11 protein-coding genes and 1 pseudogene are annotated in these 19289 nt (G+C 51.0%); 8 read left to right on the top strand and 4 right to left on the bottom strand.

Features of this window, described 5'->3' with window-relative positions:
• Nucleotides 1-474: 474 nt before the first annotated feature.
• From CI807_RS01500 to CI807_RS01465, 8 genes are all read left to right on the top strand, one after another.
• Entirely contained in the window at nucleotides 475-738 is a 264-nt protein-coding gene (locus tag CI807_RS01500; protein ID WP_016978907.1) for a hypothetical protein, read from the top strand.
• 135 nt (nucleotides 739-873) lie between these two features.
• On the top strand, nucleotides 874-1755 hold the full coding sequence (locus CI807_RS01495) for a hypothetical protein (RefSeq protein WP_016978906.1): 882 nt from the start codon (nucleotides 874-876) through the stop codon (nucleotides 1753-1755).
• A gap of 173 nt (nucleotides 1756-1928) precedes the next feature.
• Nucleotides 1929-2120: a hypothetical protein gene (locus CI807_RS01490; RefSeq protein ID WP_025999946.1), complete on the top strand. Its 192-nt coding sequence runs from the start codon at nucleotides 1929-1931 to the stop codon at nucleotides 2118-2120.
• A 49-nt stretch (nucleotides 2121-2169) separates the two neighbouring features.
• Nucleotides 2170-3141, top strand: coding sequence for a DUF3800 domain-containing protein (locus tag CI807_RS01485; protein ID WP_025999945.1), 972 nt, complete (start codon nucleotides 2170-2172; stop codon nucleotides 3139-3141).
• Between the two features lie 548 nt (nucleotides 3142-3689).
• Nucleotides 3690-4799 carry a hypothetical protein gene (locus CI807_RS01480; RefSeq protein ID WP_016978905.1) on the top strand — a complete coding sequence of 370 codons (1110 nt, stop codon included), beginning with the start codon at nucleotides 3690-3692 and terminating at the stop codon, nucleotides 4797-4799.
• A gap of 102 nt (nucleotides 4800-4901) precedes the next feature.
• Nucleotides 4902-11300 carry an ATP-binding protein gene (locus CI807_RS01475; RefSeq protein WP_016978904.1) on the top strand — a complete coding sequence of 2133 codons (6399 nt, stop codon included), beginning with the start codon at nucleotides 4902-4904 and terminating at the stop codon, nucleotides 11298-11300.
• A 229-nt stretch (nucleotides 11301-11529) separates the two neighbouring features.
• Nucleotides 11530-13434 carry an ATP-dependent endonuclease gene (locus CI807_RS01470; RefSeq protein ID WP_016978903.1) on the top strand — a complete coding sequence of 635 codons (1905 nt, stop codon included), beginning with the start codon at nucleotides 11530-11532 and terminating at the stop codon, nucleotides 13432-13434.
• The gene (locus CI807_RS01465; RefSeq protein WP_016978902.1) at nucleotides 13431-15173 is read left to right on the top strand and encodes a UvrD-helicase domain-containing protein; all 1743 of its coding nucleotides are present in this window, start codon (nucleotides 13431-13433) and stop codon (nucleotides 15171-15173) included. The genes CI807_RS01470 and CI807_RS01465 overlap by 4 nt, the downstream gene beginning before the upstream one ends.
• Nucleotides 15174-15402: 229 nt before the next feature.
• Here CI807_RS01465 and CI807_RS01460 read toward each other — a convergent pair whose 3' ends face one another.
• From CI807_RS01460 to CI807_RS31605, 4 genes and pseudogenes are all read right to left on the bottom strand, one after another.
• The gene (locus CI807_RS01460; RefSeq protein ID WP_218170719.1) at nucleotides 15403-16104 is read right to left on the bottom strand and encodes a restriction endonuclease; all 702 of its coding nucleotides are present in this window, start codon (nucleotides 16102-16104) and stop codon (nucleotides 15403-15405) included.
• A 96-nt stretch (nucleotides 16105-16200) separates the two neighbouring features.
• Nucleotides 16201-17841: a hypothetical protein gene (locus tag CI807_RS01455; protein WP_016978901.1), complete on the bottom strand. Its 1641-nt coding sequence runs from the start codon at nucleotides 17839-17841 to the stop codon at nucleotides 16201-16203.
• A complete protein-coding gene (locus tag CI807_RS01450) occupies nucleotides 17842-18918 on the bottom strand; it encodes a hypothetical protein (protein WP_016978900.1) in 1077 nt (358 codons plus the stop codon).
• Between the two features lie 116 nt (nucleotides 18919-19034).
• Nucleotides 19035-19239, bottom strand: a pseudogene (locus CI807_RS31605) (hypothetical protein).
• Nucleotides 19240-19289 lie beyond the last annotated feature (50 nt).

Raw genomic sequence — 19289 nt, 5'->3', positions numbered from 1 at the left:
TTGCCGCATTGCTATCGCTTACGAGCTTAACGGCATTTGCTGATGGGGAATCGTTACTGAAAAAGTGCTCACTCGTAAGTGAGCCCCGGCCTGTTGCAAAGACTACAAACGCTGAGTTTATTCTGATAGGTCAATGCCTCGGGATGGTAGAGGGCGTTGGTAATACAATCGCGGTGTTGGGTGAAGCTCTGCCTGAGGCGCGGCTCTGTTTCCCAAAAGCGTACACCACCAAAGATGGTGTTCGTGCAGTTGTTGCCTGAATCAAAAACAATCCCAAAGATTGGTCTGACTCAGATACTGGGATGGTAATGATCGCGCTCGCTACCGAGTATGGATGCGGATGAAGCCATTCGACTATGATCAAACAATTCTTGGAAAATGCTCAACTGCCCCCCAAGCTCTGGCCTAACAAACTGGGGCCGAGGACATAGAAGGACACCAATCTTGGCGTCTAAACAATGAAGGCTAATTAGCATGGACGATATGGACGAGCTTGAGAAAATTGACTTGGCCAAACTGGCCCTACCTGGTCACATCAATGATGCGGTTGTCTATCAGCTGAGGGAAATCAGTCGGGTAGGAACTGTCGGCCAAATCCCATTTGAGGAAGGGAGGGCCGATGGTATTTGTGTTGGTCTGCGTCTGGCCGGCGCACTGGACAATGAGCAGGAACAAGCACTGAAAATGACGCTCACCAAGGCAATCATGCGCAAGCAGCGTGAGCTACGTCCGTCGTAGAGGAAAACGACCAGGTACGCCCCAAGCCCCGGCCGCGAACCGGGGCCGTAGAGATAGGCACGATTCAAGCGTCCAGAATCGTTGCGTTCATTTTGAACGCATCTCCCCGTGTTAAGCCCAGAGAGGAGTAGTTTTATGACGAAGACCATAGACAAGGAGTTTGTGCGGCAACGCGACGACGAACTGATCACGCAGGGCTTGAAACTGCACCAGCGGCCGTTTCACGTGGTGGTGGCCTGGATGAAAGCCAATAGCATTTCCGGCGATGTGTTCGACAAGGCGATGTGGGACCCGCTTATGGCGATCTACCATACGCTCTATCCCGCAGGTGATTTCTCGATGCCAGCGATGCTCAAGGGCAGCGTGGCGCTGCGTGACCAGATGTACCCGGTTCTAATCGCCATCGGATATGGGTCCGTTTCAGTTGACCTCCTCGACTGCATCGAGATACCGCACGATGAGCTGGAGTTTATTTTCCAACAATACCCAGAACAGGGTTGGCGTGCCTTTTATGGCGTCGCCGACCTGTGGGATTTCGCCTATGGGGTTAGTGATCTGGAGCATGGGACTGGGGATGCGCCTCAGCTACTCGCTAACGCGCGCTCGTCCCTCGCGGCGACCGCTCGTATCCTCGCCGGTGACATCGATATCGACGCTGCCGTACAGACGATCTGCTTGACCGCCGAACTGGCGCTCAAAGGGGCACTTGCCGCGCGCGGCTGGACCGAGGCGCAATACCGGAAATTGTCGCACCACCTTGTCAAGCTAGCCGACGCGCTGATCGGCGAGGTTTCGACTGCGCACGACGATCGCCTTCGCGGCGCTATCGCGCATTTCCCTGACTATGTCGGTACCCGATATGCATCGCACGGCATGACCCGGATCGAGCTGATGGTACTTGCGATGCGCGCTCAGTTTGTGGCTGCCGAGACGTTGCGCCGTGTGTCTGATCGCGATCTCGCGTCGAAGCTAGAAGCTGATCCTAACAACTTGCCGCGACCAGTTCTTTGGTGCTGATGAGGTTGCGCGCTGCGCTGTCGTTCAATGAACGTCAGATGATCAGGTCATTCCTGGCCGTTTAAAAAGGTCTTCTACTGACAATCACTGATAGAACGGAAATCGTGCGCAGTATCGCGAAACGGCTTAGGGTGTCATTTCGCCTCCAGCCGGAACCGACCTCAGGTAGACCCATGATTGATGACAGCTCCGAAAAAATAGTGATCGATGCCGGCCTGTTTAGATTTCCCGGGCAGGACTTGATGAAGAACATCAATAAGGCCTACACGCTGTATTACGACGAAACGAACAATATCCGAAGCCTACCCTTGACTGGAACCGGATTCAATCATGAGGTTCTGGATTGCTTTGTACTCGGGGTGTAGCGCTGGGGCCAGGGGCCAGCCTGCCTGATATTATGCCCTGAGGGCACAATTGAGAATTCAGCCATCAGTCAAAGAGTTGAAGCTAAAGCACCTGGCCCAGGGGGATTACATCACCTGCCTCAGCTCCAACAAGCTGGAGCAGTTCCTCACATGGCTTCTGGAGTCGCAAGCTTACATTCACTTCTCTAACTTCAGCATCTTGAACTGGTCGATAGTCGACCTGATTGACTCGCTGCTAGATCATGATCAATTCGAGACCTACACATCCATTCGGGACGATCTGAAAAACGATCTGCACGCCATAGTGAGGCTAGAGCCACTTGGGTATTTCCGGCTACTAAAGACCTTCGACTACCCGAACGTACCGTCAGCGCGAATACCCGAATTCCTAAAAGCTGTACGCCAGTTTCTCTTCAGTGGCGGCTTCACGTTCAGAAACATGGCAAGAATTGCGCTCTCAGACCTTCTCCAAGAGGCTTCCAGGGTCACTACGCTGTTGTATCTTTGCGGCAACGAGAAGGATGAGCTGGTGAGTGGTTTTGATACAGCCTTCATCCATAGACTTGCCACATTCGTGAGATCGGTTCACGTATTTGACGAAGAACCGCGGGTCCGGGAAAGCCTTGAGCGCAAAGAAATTTCGTGGGGTGGCCAGCCCGTAAGCTACCGGTTCGCAATTTCACACAATGAACCTGCCATACAGATCTCGGACATTCTCTGCGGGCTACTGGGCAAACATTTCAGCTTTATGGAGAAGTGCAGCATTGATCACCTGGAAGAAGCGAGTGCAAAGCTGTCAGTGCAACAGCGCCGCAACGCTGATCTGGTGGCTAAGCTGATCGACAAAGCAGATAAGGAATGCCCTGCCTTCATCTTTAATCAGGCACCTCATGAGAGCAATGCCAAAAGTCTATGGTTCTTGCATGGGGTGCTAGGGGTCGAGTGTTCGAATCACTCCGTCCCGACCATATTTTTCAATGAGTTAGCCCAATCTGAAAAGGTTGGGCTTTTTCATGTCTAAAAAATACTCCCACATTTACTCCCACGGATATCTTGGATCTCGGTAGATATGCCACTTGAGAGGCGTTCGACTCTCGTATCCCCGGGCAGCTCGTATCAGTGCAAGAGCCAGAAGGTGCGAAGACGCTTGTTAAAGGGGTGCCGATTGTAAAGCGGTTGCGGTTGATGCTAAGTCGCGCCGCAAAGCGTGGTAAGCCCAAAGCCTGTAAATACAGTCAAGGTCGTTCTCTCCGAAGAACATTTCAATAGGGCTCTACCTGGGGTTTAAGGGCAGTAGAATCATAAATTTGCCCCCAAATATGCCCCCTGTCGCAGGTGATGGATGGGAAATCGCTATTAGGGAGTTATCGCCATTTTGTCGGCCATCCACAGTCATCCAGCGCTCGGTGTCGGGACGTTAACATTTTACCATGGCCGTCTGGTGCAAGGTTTTGATCTACTGGCGTCATCACACGTCTCGTGCTGCTGGCGATGGTGGTTGAGTCGGGATCGTGGCTCCATCGCGCGTTTCAGAATACGATATGGCCAGAGCCTTACAGGGAAGAGCGAATGGGCAGCACTATACAGCAGCATTTGGACGCTCCAGAGGTCTCACTCGATCAGCACGTGGATAGTCGTCGAGCCGAACTCGCACTCGCTTTAGAGTCACGCCAAGCTATTTACCTAGATATTAAGTTTTGGATTTTACTTAGGAACGTCGTAGCAGAGCAGGGCAGCACAGAGCGGCAGCGCGAGCTGTTGACGATTCTGAAGGAGCGGGTCGCTAGCGGTTTGGCGTTCTGTCCCATCAGCGAGAGCACGTTTGCCGAGCTACTCAAGCAAAGCGATCATCGCACAAGGGGGGCTACGGCAGAGTTGATTGACGAGCTGAGTCTAGGCGTTGCGCTGATCCCGTTTGACACGCGTTCATCTATGGAGCTTGAGCGCTTTATCTCATCGACAAGCATGACAGGGAACTCTCCGCCCTTGGGAGGGATGGTATGGTCCAAGCTGAGCTATGTGCTGGGAATTGTTCATCCAGCAAACACCGGTTTCGATGCAAATACTGAGCTGGCGGTTCAAAAGGCATTCTTCGATCATATGTGGGATATTCCATTATCCCAAATGGTGGAAGTTCTTGGTGATGGCATGCCACTTGGACCTGAATACCGAGATCTCGCTGACACCTTAAATGCAGCTAGTGCACACCATGCCCGGGACCTTCGTAGTTTTCAACAAACTTACCAGATTGAGCTGCGAGGAGCCCTTGACTTGTTCGCGCCAGTAGCCGCTGACATAGCTCGAAAAATTGCTGAACGGGCCATGAGCCAATCAATGCCGAGAGAGGGATCTGAGTGGGATGGTCTTGTTCGACAGTGGTACGCACTGCTGATCGCAGCCTTCAAGAAGGATGAAGTCAAAGACGCCCTTAGGACGATCCACATCAACACTTGCCTTCACGCGGCCGTGCGATGGAATAAAACGCAGCAACTGGAAGCAAATGACTTCTACGATTTTCATCATGCGGCTGCGGCCCTTGGATACTGCGATGTGTTCCTCACTGAGCGAGGCCTGAAGTCGATGGTCACAGCCAAGCACATTGCTCTTGATGCTCGATACGCTTGTAAGGTCGTAGCGAGTGTTGATGAGGCGATTACGGTGCTTCGTAGTCAGGTTTGATTGTCTGAATCAAGCATATCGTCATTCCGCATCGTGCGCTCCTTGATGAAGGGATACTAAGTTACAAGGCGCTGATGCGCTTAAGTGGATCGGAGAGTAACCATGGCAGGAGCTGAGGCGCAGGCCGGCTTTTATTACCAGAATTTGGTCGCAGCACTGCAGCTGCTTGAGTTGATCGACATTGGCTCCAGGGTACGCAGTGTCACCTTAGAAAACCCCGCTCGCGCGAAACACATCGATGACCTCATCATCGACACAGATTCGGGGGCCCGATTCGTTCAGGTTAAGTGGTCAGAAGATCAAAGTACCTCATTCACCTTGGCTAGCTTGGTCGCGGAGGATGAGGGCGGCTCACTTTGGGAAAAGCTGGCACGCGGATATCAGCAGATTCACTCTGAGCAAGGGGAGAAAGTCGTAGAGCTCTTATCTACGCGAAGGGCTGGTATTAACAAACAGCCTGCGCAGGGCTTTGTTCAAAGCCTGCAACAGTTCATTACTGAGTTTCATGAGCCCTATATATCGAGTGCTCCGGGCATGTCGATAGAGTCTGTTCCAGCATATCAATATTACGAACAGACTATTGAAAAGCTCAAACTAGCGTCAGGCATCTCCGACGCTGAAATATTCGCAGCGTTCTTGAGGTCTTTGCGATTCAAACTCTCGCAAGATGACCGCGATACAGTTTCGGCTCGTGTTAGGACTCGTTTGAGTCAGCTCGGTATCGAGCAACAACAGTTCGGCGTTTTGCTAGATGAATGTGTCAAATGGTCTATTGGAAGCGCGAGGATAACGGCAGACCTTGTTTTGGAGAAGTTGGGTCTGTCGGATCGCTTTGCAGAGCGCTTGAGCCATCGGTTCCCTGTCGATGAGGAATTATGGGTGCCAACCCCAGAACTTTTCATGGCTCTGGACAGGGCGCTAGAAAGTCTCTCCTCTGGTTTCATTGTCGTGGTTGGTGAACCAGGGGCTGGAAAGTCAACGGCGTTGACGAAATTTCTCCGTGCAAATTCGAGCATAAAGTTTGGATACTATTGTTTTATCCCGGACGAGCGGGCCGTGGGAAATGAACGATTGCAGGAAGATGCCTTTGTTCGTTCTGTATGCTCTGGTCTGAAGGATGCATATCCTGACTTTAAGTTCCCCAAAGCCTATGCGCCAGCATCGGTCGAACTGTTGAACGATTGGTTGCAGGAGCTTTCTAAAAGCAACGAGCGAGTTGTGTTTCTGATTGATGGGGTTGACCATGTCGATCGAAAAACTCGCGAGTCCCTACTATCCAAGCCCTTAACAAGTGTTTTGGATGGGCATCTTCCAGATAACGTATTGATCATAGTTACAACAAGATACGAGCAGGCGCTACCTTCTGCCATTGTTAGTCACCTTAGGCGGGAGTCCGTTAGACGAATAGTTGTCAAGCGGTTTGATCGTCTGCAAGTGTCTGAATTTATGCTGCATAGAGGCGTCTCGCATGACAGTGAGTTGCTAGAGCAAATCTTTGTTGTTTCGGCTGGCGTGCCAATCTACTTGGAATATTTGGCAAAAATACTATTCGATATGAATATCGCGGAGCGCCGAAAGTATCTGCGACAAGCGCCCACGCTGCGGAACGACAGGATTGATCACTTTCATGATCACATGTGGCAAGAATGGTCTGCGGACTTAGACACGGTTTATTTGATTGCCATATTGGTCGTTCGGCAAGAATACACCACACCAGAAACGCTAAGAAAATTGCTCGGAAGCGTTAATCATCCACTTTCTCTCGCGGTGGTAAAACAGAAGTTACAGGCAATCAGCTACGTATTGAAGGTGTCAGAAGCAAAAGGGTTTGCGATCAATCACGCTAGCCTTGCCGAGTTCGTAAGCGAGCGTACTGCCGATTATAGATCTGAGATCACACGTGCAATTCTGGATTGGTATGAAGCGGAGCCTACAACTGATGAATCTTGGCGTCATAGATTTCGGCATTTATTAGATGAGGGGCTTCACGAAGAGGCGCTTAATGCCTGCGATGACGATTGGGTGAATCGGGCTTGGAGTTGTTACAGACCAATGAGTGAAATCCAGCGGAATCTGGATCTGATTTGGCGAGCAAGTATTCAATCTAACGATCTCGTTTCCTTCATACGCATCGGTTTCTTAAGGCAACAGGCAGGGTTGATTGAGCAGAATGTGGAACTCAAGCCTGTCGAAATGGCGATGACTCTTATGGACATCGGGCTGTCGGATGGCGCGTTGAGTGCGGTTTGGGACGGCGAGTTTTGCATGGTCTCCCCCGCTGATTTTGCGCTATTTGCTGAGCATTATGCATGCCGGATCGGCCGTACGCTCCCTACAGCTATCGTTCGCGAGTCACTTGCCACCCGCGGCAATTCTGGTTACCCAGGAACCGCTGCTATATATCGTGTGGCTAGTTTAGTTATGGAACCTGCGGCGCTGTTAGGAGAGATCGCTCAATTGCGTTGGCAGTCAAAGCGCCAAGGAAGTCACGCGATTGCGGCTGCGGAGGCTATAGAGAATGGCAAACTCAATCTTGAGTTGCAATTAAAGGTACTGCAGAGCCTTGTTGATCGCGTCTCAATCGACAAGCTAATTGCTATCTCTAGCCAGAAGCTGCCAGATTGTATCCTAGGCGCTGCATGCCAAGCAGCATTGGCGGTGGCATATTCAAAGTCTGGCTCTATCCCCGACGCCATCGTTGTTGCGGAGGGCATAAAACTAGAGTGCCTACCCCATGAGTTTCTAACGTGGGTGCAAGTTCAGTTTGCGCGTTACCTTATTCCTTTTGTCGGTGTAGAAAGCATTTCCATCCCCACAGTGCCGAACACACTGGCTAAGAATCACCATTTTAATCCAGATCTGATTGGGATGTTCGAAGCGTTCCGAAGCTTCATGCTCAATCGAGTCGATGGTGCAGCCGCACTTCGTGCGAGTTGCGTCCACTTGAGGGCGCCTATTGGTGACATCGTTACTTCGCTGATTTCATTGGCTGAGTTTTGGGTGAAATCAGCCTCAGGGAAAGCAGTGGGTGATGGCCTTGTATCACTTAAGGCAATTTGCGATCGGCTTGCGATTCATCCGGAAACTTTCCAGAGTGATTCAGACACCCACTACCATGGTCACTTATATGCTGGTTCTGCCCACGAGCTGTATCAGCATGTATGGGATTGTGCCGCCGAGTTCTTAGACAAAGAAGACCAAACTGCTCTGGGCTCTTACTGGCTTGAGGTTAATGGTGGTGAACGATGCAGGCGTTTTCCATCCGCTACCCGCAAATTGGCCGAGTCCCTGATTGGTAACCGTGCAGCAGTCGCTGCCCAGATTCAGCGCAGGCTCTTGGATAGTGTTGAAGCAGCAGCACGTGCAGAAGAGGAGACGATGACGCTCGTGCCAGCTCTTCTTGACGTTGCGCGTACTTGGGGTGCCTGCGGATTCAGGGAGGAAGCCGTCCGTCTTTGGAACGATGTCGCAACCGTTGCATGCGGTGTTCACAACCGCAAGGACTATCAGTTCAGTGAAATACTCATCCCCCTGAAGCTTGCTCACGATAAAGACCCTGAAGGCAGTCGACATCGTCTAGCGGAACAGCTCGAACTTGCCCACCATTTAGAGGACACGGGGGCCGGGAAACAGGTGGCGATTGCTATCGAAGGTCTGTTGGGCCTTGTTGCGCAATGGTGGCCAGCTGAAGTCTTTCGGGGGGTGGTAGCCGAGGAGCGACAAATATTTCGTGAGCGTGCACTAGGTGGTGTGTTGTCGGAACTTAACGCCGTGTCGTCATTCGATAAACGGATATTGCTGGCAGTCCTGAAAACGATGTCTCGCTGGCAGAACTATGGGCACTTCGATGATGAGACGCTGCCCGCAATGCGGGGTTTCTTTGCGGCATTACTCAAACAACGCAGTTATGACGTAGCAGATGAGACCTATGAGTTCGCACGTCAAATGTTTTTGGTCGAGAAAAATCGGCCTCGGCTGTTAAGCGAATGGGCCGTGATGCGAAACGCTATTGAACCTGCCAACGAGGATGCGCAGCGTGACGAGGTGATGTATTGGGAGCCTGAGGAACCGTCGGAGGAGCAGTCAGAAACAAACTATTCCGACGATTTCAGAACGCAAGTTAAAGCAACATTGGAGAGACTTGACCCGGGCGACACCGCAGCATTCCGAGTGAAACTGGAGGAATTTGCTCATCAAGAGCTGAGGGAGAGGACAGCGACCAGGTTGTCTCAGGAGCGTGATGATTGGCGCCGAGCGCTGCTCGCCACGTCTTCGCTGAAATCAGTTCCCCCCGACCTTGATCAGGAATTTGAGGTATTCCTCGAATCATTCGAGCAGCAGATTCTTGGTCTATATGGAAGGGACGATGCACATTTGCGCGAGGCTGCCGAAGAAGTCGTTCGTGAGACTGTTGACGGGTTTTCGCTATTCGTTGGAGTACCACAACTGAGTTTCGCGCGATTTAAGGAGGCTTTCGATCTTGATGCCTGGCTTGACAAATTGCTTCGCCCAGTCGGCATTGGCTACCGTGTTGAAGGCGAGCTTCGTGCGTTGCTGCCAGACAGAATTCAGGGGGCTTCGTTTACTCAACTGCCCAGTTGGTTGGCGCTCGCTCGAGAAAAATTGACATCTGACGCACGCGCGCTGGCCTTGGTTGAGGTCGCGAAACGCTATCGTCTGGCGAACCCGGAGGAAGCATTTGAGTTACTTGAAGAGGCACGGGACTCCATCGCGGATTTCTTTTTCGAGCACTTGGATCTGTGCCGTGAAATATGTGAGTTGTCACTTGAAATTGATGCAAGTAGGGGCTGCCGCTTCATGCTCGACAGCTTCAGACATCAGTACAACAAGTACCCCACGTCACTGGTGTACAGGCTTGGAGGGCTCATTGATAGCTTGAATTCGGCAATGGCCTTGGACGGCGTTGCACTGTATGACACTTGGGCTCTTCACAATCGGCGCCTCACGGCCGGTCTGATATCAAAGCCTATAGAACATCACTGGATATCTGCCGAGGACGGGTTCGGTTTCGAGGGAGAGGCTGTCGGCTATTTGTTGGCGCTTCTAAAGTACCCTGAGATTGATGTTCGGCTACTGGCCGTGGAAGCCTTGGTGGAGCTGTGTGGCAAGAGACCCGATCTGATTGAATTCATGCGTAGTTACTGGCACATCCTGACCGACGGGCAGCGAGAGTACGTGATTTCGATGCTCGACTCGTTGGGTCGGTTGCACCCAGAGCTGGTGGAGCAATGGGCGTCGTGGTTATATGACGCAGCTTCTGGCGAGGCGCATTACAACATCCGCGCTTCGCTGGCTTTGGCGCTTAGTGGAGATAAGCGTCAGACAAGCCCAGCTCACCCCTTGGCTGAAAAGGCGCATGCGTTGCTTTTGCACCCTAGTATTCCAGAGGTGCTGAGTCCGCAACTTGTTGGTGGCGCCCTTTTTCCAGTTCCTTGGACCCAATACCAAGGTTGGGTGATCAATACTCTTTCGAAAGGCTTCGCCCACCCGAAGTTGATGCGCTCGGAGGCGTTGCGAATTCTCCATGAGACGTATCCCGACGCCCACGAAGGGTTGGAGCAGGAATCTGCGGTACATCGAGCGCATAACATCAATACCAACTTTGATGAGTTGGAGATTGCGGCGACGTTTGACGAGGCATGCCGATCATCGGTAAATCGCGCTGTTTCTCGCCTCATGGATGCGCGTGAGATCAATCCTACTTACCTCTCAGAAGCAGCAGAGGTATTGAGGTTGCGGGACCCTACCGATAGCTTGGTCAAGCCTGTCTCCCGTCCCGAGAAAGTAGACTGGCTGAGTGTCGCGGCATGTGATGCAGATTTCATGGAATTCGCTGACCTTGATGCTTGCGTAGAGGCCGCCCTTAGCGTTGAGGACGGCTTCGCCCGGTTGTTTGAGTACACTGAGCAGCGCAGCGGCGGCGAGATAGGCAGTCAATGCCAAAGGGCATGTGTTGTCCGAGTCGAAATGTTCGGTTCCCTCGCGACTGGGATGGAGCTTCCTAGCGCCACATTGTCTGCGTTATACGCGGACTCACGGATTCGCAATCGCAACTTGTACCGATTTGAGTTGCCTTGGCGTGAAGGGGGCGTTACGGAGCCGATCGTGCCGCTAGTGTCCTCTTCGTTGCGCGTTTTTCGAGGTAGGCACACTCGTGAGCTTGCGGCACTTTCTGGTGTCTGGAGGACGTGTTTCCCAGATGTTGAAGAGTGTGCCGACTATCTTGGTACGCGACTTAGGGGAGCCATGTTTAGCCGTGGAGTCGAGTGGCAGGAGGCCTTTGATCAAGGACGCCGATTGCACGAGCCTAAATCATCGGGTTTTCTTCTCGAAGTTGATGCTAATGCTCTGAAGAAGCTTGCGTTGGCAATGAATCTTCGGTTGTTTGCTCGGGTAGAGGTTGAGAGAACAACAGACAAGTACAAGCGAGAGGCAGAGATGCAGTGGGAACGCCGTGTTGGCGTGGTTGGCTTGTTCTAGGCGGTGTCCCAGGACTTTTATGCATCAGGGAAGGGCTGCACTTCGCGCTATTTACTGGGTAACTGACACGGTTGATAGATCGCAAATTGACTTCGCTGCCCAGCTCCTACGCTCATAAGTAAACATCAAACAGGTATGTGCGTACTGCCATCATGCAGAGAATGTCCGCCTCAGCCCGTGAGTGGGTGAGGCAGGAGAATCTCCTCGACTATTACAGGAAAGGACTCGAATGTATCTCCGCGCCTTGGAAATTGATGGTTTTAAATGTTTCAACACAGGCTTCACCATTGAGTTGCATGATGGCCTCAACGTCCTGGTAGGGGAGAATGGGGCTGGTAAAACGGGGATCATCAGTGCAATTCGGCAGTTGTTCAATGACTCCGAGTCGGGAAAGCGAAACATCCATGAGCGAGACTTCTACCGCGGCTTCGAGCCAGGGGCATTAGCTACCGAGGCTATTCGTATTGAGGCCACGTTCAGCGGGCTGGACCAAGATGAGAGCACAGCCTTTATCGATTGGTGCGGCCAGGAGCCTGAGGCCAAACTTACCTTCACTGCAACGAACCGGGAGTCGCGCGGCCGATATCGATACTCCATCTGGGGTGGGCATCAGCGGATCAAGCCTGTAGAGGTCGAAATCCTCGATCTGATCCACTGCGTCTATCTCCCGCCGTTGCGTGACGCCGAAGTCAAACTTCGCGAAGGTCGCCAGTCACGGCTTGCCCGGTTGATGAAGGCGCTTTGCCGCAAGGAGATCGACGAGTGCCGCAAGGCAGGAGTGGCTCATCCGCTCGAGCAGCGGGTTGGAGAATTCAATCAAGAGTTGGCCGAGAGCGATGACTACGCCATCAAGCAGGCCAACCAGCGGATTGGAGACAACCTCAAGGAAGCCTTGGGCATGAATCTCTCTCAGGGCACGCTCATCCAGTTTTCGGAGGTCAATTTCTCGAAAATTGTTGAGGGTCTCAGACTGCTGTATTACCCAGACCTTAATGGCGCCGATGCTACTCAATTCAGGTCACTCGAAGAGAACAGCCTCGGGTACAACAACTTGCTGTACATCGCATCGATTCTGGCGGAGCTGATCCTAGAGGTAGATGAGGACCGAGGTGAAGAGACGTTCCTGCGCCTACTACTGATCGAAGAGCCAGAGGCGCATTTACATCCTCAATTGCAAATCCGTTTGCTGAGGCACTTGCGAACAGTCGCGGCAGCGAAGGGGATCCAGGTCATTGTTACCACTCACTCCACCGTCATCTCGTCAGCGGTGTCCGTCGACAACATTATTCATCTGTCCCGCAAAGACCAGCCGATCGCAGTCCCTCTGCGTAAGTGCGGGCTTTCCGATCCAAGCCGTCGATTCATTGATCGCTGGTTGGACGTTACCAAATCGAACCTACTGTTTTCGAAAGGCGTTATCTTGGTTGAGGGTATCGCCGAAGCGATCGTTGTACCGGAGTTGGCTCGTATCGTGCTACGAGCATATGGGAAAGGCCGAGATTCCCTAGACGACTACGGCGTATCGATCATCAACTTGAATGGCATCTACTTCAATCACTTCATGCAGCTGTTCTGTGACGCGGATGAGAAAGTCCAAGCCAGCAATGTGCCGGTTCGATGTGCAGGGCTCACCGACAATGATCCTCCCAAGTCGGTCGAAACCATTGAGGACGATGAGGGTAAAAAGACAATTGTTCCTTACTTGCCTCATCAAGAGAGCTTTATGGCAGGCAGTAACCATGCCCTCAAGCTTATTCCGATCATTGCAAAATCCGAGTACGGAAGACTTTACGCCGGTAAGTACAAGACCTTCGAGTATGACATCGCCCTCGAGAGCAACAACCTGAGCAGGATGTTTGCAGTCGCCGCGAATCATTGGCCCACTCAAGGCACTGTCAAAAAGGGACTGGACGAGGCATCGGAATTGAATTTTGGCGACATGCCGAACGCTCAAAAGGCAGAGTACGCTGGGCAACTGCTGGATCGCATCGACTCTGATGACATGGGTAAAGGCCTCTATGCTCAAGTCCTGGCAGATGCCTTAGCGGAAAACTTGGAGGATTTCGTGGTGCCCGAATACATTCGTGCAGCCATCCTCTGGGCTTGTGAGGCACAGCCAGAGGGCGCCGAATGACGTTCCCCACCGATGAGCAGCGGGCTTATATAGGCGCTTCGCTGGAAGAGAATATCTACCTAAAGGCTTGTCCGGGAAGCGGCAAAACTGAAGTCCTTGCCGCCATGGTGTGCAAGTCGATTCAGAAATGGCGGCGGTTTCCATCCGGAATCGCTGTGTTGACCTTTTCCAATAGCGCGACTGATGAGTTGAAACTTCGGCTCACCGAACATTTGGGAGAGCCACTGGCACATCCCCATTGCGTCTCTACGTTCGACAGCTTCCTTCTCACCCATATCGTGGCAAAAATAGCGAGTCAGATAACAGGTTATCCGGGGAGGGATGGTGACTATCGCATCCGGCTCATCGATAAGACAGCCAACATTTTTCGCACGAAGACCAAGATATGTGGGAGGACGATTTCAGCGTGCAAATATGACTACGACCTGGACAGTAAGCGCTTCGTGTTCGCTACAGGAGAGCTGACGGATGTCCAGCTCAATGCTGCGGAGCTGAGTGCTGAGACCAAGCAGGATCTGGTCGATACCAAAAAGCGGTTTTGGAAGGGCGGGTTCGCAACCTACCGGGACATCGACATGATTGCCCTCATGGCTTTGAGAGGCACTCAGTTCGAAGAATATCTCGCCAAAGTCGTTCGCCGGTTCCCTATTACGGTCGTTGACGAGTGCCAGGACCTGTCCGCGGAGCAGTTGGACATTGTCAGGCAATTAGCTAGGCGAGGAATGAAGTTTCATTTTGTGGGTGACTTGAATCAGTCTATATACGGGTTCAGAAAATCAAATCCAGAGCGCGTACGGAAACTGCTGGATGATCTGCAATTCACTGAGTACGAACTAACTGCCAATTGGCGAAGCGGCCAGGCGATTGTCGATCTTTGCAGTGATCTGCTGAATGTCGCAAAAAGTGCTGGCAACCCAAACATCGAGCCATTGAAGCCGAAGCTGATTCAGTATCAGCAGTGCCCATCGGAGCTAACTCCCCTGATCATCGCCCTTGCTCAAGGCTATCAAGATGTGGTGATCGTTGCTCGGGGGCACAGCACACTCCAACGTTTCTCACGCGGTGGAAAGTTCAGTGTGTTGGAAGACTTGGCTTTGTCCTGTGTATCGATCGAGAGCCAAAACCTAGAGGAGGTGAGGCGCGCACTGAAGTCTTTCGCAGGATGGTTGGCTTTCAAGCTGAATCTCGAAGTCACTCCCGCGAGCCTCTATTGTCCGATTGAGATAGAGTCCAAGCTTGCGTGGCGCCGATTTGTTTTCAATTGCCTCAAATACCTGAGTGTTTGTGGGGCATCAGATATTGGTCTGACTTGGAAGCAATGGGCAGCACTCGCGAAACGTGCGATTCGGCAGATCCCTGACCAACCTTTCGCGTTGGAAGCTATCGCTGCAAAGCTTACAGGCCTTAAGGAGGTAAGCTTAGTCGCACCAGCGGGTTTGGGGTCCCAAGCGCTATCCGCTCGACTATCCATGGCGCATCAGCAACCGGCATCGACACGCCGCTACGCCACGATCCATCAGGTGAAGGGTGAGACTCATGATGTGACTGTTGTTGTCTCGTCGCTCAAATCGGGTTCCCAATCGCATTGGAAGGATTGGCTTAAAGATCCGCTTTCAGAAGCCGCGCGTTTTGCCTACGTCGCTAGCTCCAGGCCTCGTCACCTATTGATTTGGGGCGTGAAGGTGCTGAAACCCAACGAGAAACAGCGAATGGTTGAGCTCGGGTTTGATATCTGTTGAAAGGTATCTGTTTTCGAGTGATAACTAGAAAATGGAGTGTGCACGAAGCCGGCCGAATTCTCAGATGGTCATACTGTTATCGGTGAGTGACTTCATCGTAAAAATTACGGGCGCGCCTACGTTTCCAGCGCAATGGATGGCATAGAGTAAAGGCGGGGGCGAGGTTCCTCCGCCGAAATTTTTTAATGGTCGTTAATCCATTTCATAATTTCATCAAAATCTGCAAGTGTCATGTCCCAACTGCTGGAAATTTCATTGTCAACAAAATCTCTAGCGTCTTTCGTAAAAAAGAGGTTGTTGCTATGACTGTTTTATTTGGTCCTTCTTTCATGTTTTTCACGCCATGTAGCGCTCTCACAACTTCTACACCGACTTTGTTGTCTTCCGCATAGCGTTTGCATTCAATAAAGTATTTGTTTTTGATTCCAAGTTGGTCGGTGGATATCGCAATAATGTCTTTTCCGCCATCTCGAGTTCTTTTGGTAAGCTCAACTTCAAAACCTTTTTTTCGAAATATTTCCGCGATCAACTCTTCGAATTCACGAGGTGATATTTCTCTTATTAGCTTTGGGTTGCTTTTAAGTGTCGTGATCAGTTCGGGGATCGATTGCCAAAGCAAGTCGAGGTCATCGGCTTGGTAGAACTCTTGTAAGTACTCAATTCTTGGTTCGTTTAAAGTGTTCGCGCCAGTTGAGTTGTCAATGATGAAATTTAGGATTTCTGACGGGTATTCTGATGCTTCAAAGTTTAATGAGATATTGTTTCCACATTTGGCACAGGATAGTTCGCAGATAAGCTCGTAGATGCTTTCGGCTCCCATTGATCTTTCGGAGCCGCCTGTGCACTCAATGCTGAAGTCATCAATAGGCATGGTGTTTTTGATTTTGCACTTATGACATTCGTACTCAATATCACCGCAAAAATTCCACATTTTTAAATATTTCCTTGGGTAACTCTAATGTTACGTTTTTTTCAAAATGCTCAAAGTGAGCGTACACGACATTAACCGGGATGGAGAAATACATTGTTAATCGGATTTGCCATGTCGTAAATTGACGCGGCGATCGAGCGCATTGGTAGGCTTGAGTCGATCCAGTTGATTAGTATGTTCAAACGTACCGGGAGACGGTGCGGCCTGTTTATTTACAGGGTTCGGCACTGGTACTTGGGTTGGTGTAAGCGGGAGCGCTGAATTAGACGCTGTTGACGCTTGAACGAAAAGCACGTTTCCTATGACGAAACCGGTAATCAGAAGTAAGACGATGAGCAACCACACCCTGACATAATGTGTCGACTGACTCCTCAAGTAATCCCGGTTGCTGATCCGAACAGGGTTCAAAGCATTGTCAACCTCGGCCAGTTGAAGTACTCCATGGTAGTTTCGTTTTAGCAACTCTTCGATTGAGTCGAACGCCCTGTCAAACTGGCTGAGCGAACTGGAACGCGCACTAAAAACCCAAATGCTCATTAATAGGCACAAGATAACCACGACCCAAATGTAGGTCGAGGAGAATATCGCGCTGGTACTGGTGTCTTTGAGACCGTTGACTACCACGACGGTTAGCACAAATGTTAATAATACAAATATACCATTTTTAAGCGAGTCGATAAACGAATCAACGAGGTCATGGGTTTTTTTTACTGCATCGACGAGGATATCGGTGATCTTGCCCTTTACTTCAAGGTAGCTTTCTACGTTTTCTTTTAAATAAATTTGATAGTTTGAGTGGATCGCGTGAATTATTTCTGGATGATTGGATAGGTTTTTCAATTCGGTTATATACAGCGACAAGACATTGCGGGCGAGTCCGATTTTGTCAGCGTTTCCACCATCTCCGTAAGCCCAAGTTACCAATTTATAGAGTATGTCGGATCCTTCGGTCAAGTCATCTAGTGGTCCCGTTCCCGCTATTGTCTTGTATCCACAAATACGATATTCGAGGTGGTCCTTATCATCTAACTCTGCGGAGCTGGCAATAAATATCGCTGAGACTAGAGTTCGCGCTTTTTTAAAGAAATTATCAATGCCTCTCACACCGGTTGCTGTCGTAAGATTGAAGTCCTGCGGCACAAAAATGCCCGGCAAGGTTCTGCTAAAACAATTGTCCTGGAAAATTTCGAAGACAGACTTCCGGTTGATCTCCTGCTGTTGGTCACCGGTATTGGCTGCCGTATCCGCAGAACATTGAAACGAGATGCTTGAACTGGTAGCCGCCGCGATTGGAGCAAAGCATTCAAAAATCAGTGCACCCTCCATGCGTCCAGCCAAAACTTTTAATACCTGGAGAGTAGGGGTGCTTTCTAAGTAAGCGCCGAGCAAGGCCGGTGCGTATAAGGACAGTCGTTGATGTTGCACCGTTTTATGTACGATGAGCTCCACTGACATGCGGCATGTGTCATCTTCGTCATTCAGTTCGAAGAGCTCGTTTACGCGCGCGCAGCTTGCTTCGGAGAAGTCCGTTACACACCTTGAGTCCTCGTCGTATCCGATTGTCAGGGAGAACCTGTCACGGGGCGAAATCTGCAGTCGCCAGTACTTAAACGCATCATCTACTATGTCTCGAGCTTTAGAGATAGTGCAGAGCTCACCAGCGTTAAGTCTGTATTGGTCGAGCCGTTCCTCTGCTGATGAAATAGTTAGGCGAGAGGTGAAAAGGCTGCTGAGCATTTATTTCAGGTCCCAGGGCTTTTCGGTGAAGATTCCTGCAACATTAGGTGCGTCCAGCACCAAGACTGATTGGCCCGCCGGAGTTTTCGAATACCAGATCTTGTCGGGAAGATCAGGAATATCCTCGTCGTACGCCACACTGATTTGATCGGAGACTTTGATAGTTTGACGGCGAAAGGGTACTGCTGACGGGACTAGAGTGAACTGCCCATCAAATTTTCGTTTTTCCGGAAGCGAGCGTAACGTGGTCACGAGGTTTGGCAGCTCCTCGGCAAGTGTGGTGCTCAGTGGAGCATAGCTGGCAAACGTTTTGGTCACGAAATCATCGAAGTTCAACGTTTCGGTCTGCTTAAATGCCGCGATGGTGGCGTTGCGGAGGATCGTATAATCGACCGGCGATACACTCTTGACCTTGCCAAGTGTCTTCACCACCCACTTGACAGCGGTTTCGGTATTGAGCGCATCACTGCGTAGCTGTTGTAGCTCCAGCACCTCCTTCCACCAGTAGGTTGACGGTCGGGAGTGCGTGTCAAATACGAAGACTTGTTCCAATTTTCCTTGGGCATCCATGCTTACTTTGCAAGCCTTGTAAATTTTATTGGATTCACCAAGGCCAATTTTTTGTTTCAGATCGGTTTCATCAATAAATCGCTGATGCTCGATCTTCACCCCTAAGTAGGATAGCGAGCCTCCATCTACATAAAGGAATTGGAGAAAACTCCCTTTATTGAGAAGCCCCTTACCTGACCTATCCAGGTGCCCATAACGCTCTTCAGTATTTACTTCGATGCGCAGCAAACGTTCGGCTAGTGTCTGGGTCTCAGGCGCGGTTACCAGGTCTTTGCTGCCGAAAAATGCATTCAGGGAAGTTGCGAATTCGGTTGTTGGACTGGCCAATGTGTACAGGCGGTTCTGCGGACGCCCATGAATTTCTAATAGCAAGGCGCTCAAATAGGCTTCGAGATCTGCTTTATCTACGGGAATGGCAACGGAATTACATGTCTCAGTCTCGATATCGAGGTGATGTAGGCTTGTGCTGAGAATTTTGGCCTCGAGCACCGAAGCGATTCCATTCATGATTTTTCCTTCTGAAAAAAAAGTGCGCCAATGTAATGTCTGATCCTAGCGCTTTTGCCAGCGGTCAGCGATTACATTTTGATATCACTTGGAAATCATCCCTGATTGATCCGGGGTCACGGTGGCGTAAGTAGGAGCGCAAGCGTCATCTTTATGAACTCTTCGTTGCGGTCAATCGCGGCCAAGGCGCCGCGAACGTTGTCGGCTACCTCTGACGAGCCGCTCCACCCAATTGGAAAGCTCCAGAATCGCCGCTTCAAGGGCGAGCTGGTTTTCGTTAATTTTGACGAGCAGTGAAGGGAGCAGGTCTGAATTTGGCATCGCGAATCCTCCGTGAAGAACTCGGCGTAGCAGTCGAACGTTGATAGGGT

The sequence above is a fragment of the Pseudomonas sp. NS1(2017) genome, assembly GCF_002269425.1.
GTDB lineage: Bacteria > Pseudomonadota > Gammaproteobacteria > Pseudomonadales > Pseudomonadaceae > Aquipseudomonas > Aquipseudomonas reactans.
This window is presented reverse-complemented; position numbering and strand designations above follow the sequence as displayed.